Genomic DNA, 1,712 nt, shown 5'->3' on the forward strand with positions numbered 1-1,712 from the left:
GAAGGCCGGCGCGCAGGCGACCCCGATTCGCTGATTTCCGACAATCGGGCGATCATGGCATGCTTTCCGTGGCAGCCCGAACATGCCGATTTGGACGAAATTGTCGCGCATGCATTGGCCTGGGAACGCAAACTCGTCGAAATTCGCGGAGAATAGCGCTGGTCGCTTGACTTTGGCGACTGTCGACCGTAATTGCCCTGCTCAACGCAGCATGGCTGCTTTCAAGAAATTCAGAAAATCAAGGCGTGGTACCAAAATGAAAGTCCGCAACTCTTTGAAGTCGCTTAAAAACCGTCACCGGGATTGCCGCGTCATCCGTCGTCGTGGTCGCACCTATGTGATCAACAAGACGAATCGCCGGTTCAAGGCACGCCAGGGCTAATTGCCTGTTTATGGCAGAAACCTCTGCCATTTCCAAAATTGACACCGTCATCTTCGATATCGGGAATGTCCTGTATCGCTGGGATTTGCGCTGTCTGTTCGCCAAGCTGATTGATGACCCGGAAGAGCTGGACTGGTTTCTTGCCCATGTCGTGACTCCGGAATGGCATTTTCAGCATGACGCCGGACGGCCCTTTGCCGACATGGTCGCGGAACGCAGTCGCGAGTTTCCGAACTATACCGATCACATCATAGCCTATTCCCGACGGTTCCGGGAAACCATCCCGGGACCGGTCGACGGCATGCTCGATTTGGTTCAGGCGCTGGCAAAACGCGGCGTCCCGTTATTTGCGATCAGCAATTTCGGCGCTGAATCCTGGGCACAATTTCGACCGACGGCGCCGATATTCGGGCTATTCTCGGATATTGTCATTTCCGGTGAAGAAAAGCTGATGAAACCGGACGCTGCCATTTTCGATCTGGCCCTGAAACGCTTTGACCGACGCGCCGACCGATGTCTGTTCATCGACGACCGGCTCGACAATATTGCAGCCGGTCAGACGCTTGGACTCGCCGGCCATCATTTCAAAAACGCAACGGCATTGAAAGCCGAGTTGGAGGCCTTGCGCCTGCTCTAGTCACGCTTGAGCTCGTCTCCGCTGAGACGGACGATATGCAGCAGATTGGTTGACCCCGGGGTACCGAAGGGCACGCCCGCACAGACAATCAGTCGCGATCCGGCCTCGGCCAGCTTGTGGCGCAGGGCCATCCGCTTGGCCTTGGCAATCATTTCCTCGAAATTGGTGACGTCGCGGGTGACCACGGCGTAGGCGCCCCATAAAAGGCCAACCCGCCGTGCGGTGTGGCGGTTTGGGGTGAGGACCAGCAGCGGCACCGAGGGACGTTCGCGCGCCATACGGCGGGCGGTCGAGCCGGAAGCCGTGTAGCAGACAATCGCCGATGTCTCGACAGTCCGGGCGATATTATAGCTCGCCGCCGCCAGGGCATCGGCGGTCGTCTCGTCGGGAACGGTTTCGGTGAAATGGACCCGGTCGACATAAGACGGATCATTTTCCACCTGCGCGGCAATCCGGTCCATCATGGTCGCTGCCTCGATCGGCCAGTCACCCACCGCTGATTCCGCCGACAGCATGATGGCATCAGCACCGTCATAAATCGCGGTTGCAACATCGGACACTTCGGCGCGGGTCGGGGTCGGCGACTTGATCATCGATTCGAGCATCTGGGTGGCGACGACGACCGGTCGCCCGAGCTTGCGTGCCGCTGCGACGATCTTTTTCTGCAGTGGCGGGACCTGTTCCGGTAACAGC

General features: G+C 58.4%; 3 protein-coding genes and 1 pseudogene. 3 read left to right on the forward strand and 1 reads right to left on the reverse strand.

The genetic code is table 11. The annotated features are described in order from the left end of the window. From WBM93_RS05245 to WBM93_RS05255, 3 genes and pseudogenes are all read left to right on the forward strand, one after another. Positions 1–156 (forward strand): annotated as a pseudogene (locus tag WBM93_RS05245) (UDP-glucose 4-epimerase GalE); the annotation flags it as partial. 100 nt (positions 157–256) lie between these two features. Further along, positions 257–382, forward strand: a complete 126-nt coding sequence (ykgO, locus tag WBM93_RS05250) for a type B 50S ribosomal protein L36 (RefSeq protein ID WP_011415100.1) — start codon at positions 257–259, stop codon at positions 380–382. 10 nt (positions 383–392) lie between these two features. Next, positions 393–1,019, forward strand: a complete 627-nt coding sequence (locus WBM93_RS05255) for an HAD family hydrolase (protein WP_424429122.1) — start codon at positions 393–395, stop codon at positions 1,017–1,019. Here WBM93_RS05255 and WBM93_RS05260 read toward each other — a convergent pair. Further along, the coding region (locus tag WBM93_RS05260; protein WP_424429125.1) for a pyruvate kinase at positions 1,016–1,712 on the reverse strand (697 nt) is incomplete at its 5' end. The two genes, WBM93_RS05255 and WBM93_RS05260, sit on opposite strands and share 4 nt — an antisense overlap.

The sequence above is a fragment of the Parasphingorhabdus sp. genome, assembly GCF_049667325.1.
Lineage (GTDB): Bacteria > Pseudomonadota > Alphaproteobacteria > Sphingomonadales > Sphingomonadaceae > Parasphingorhabdus.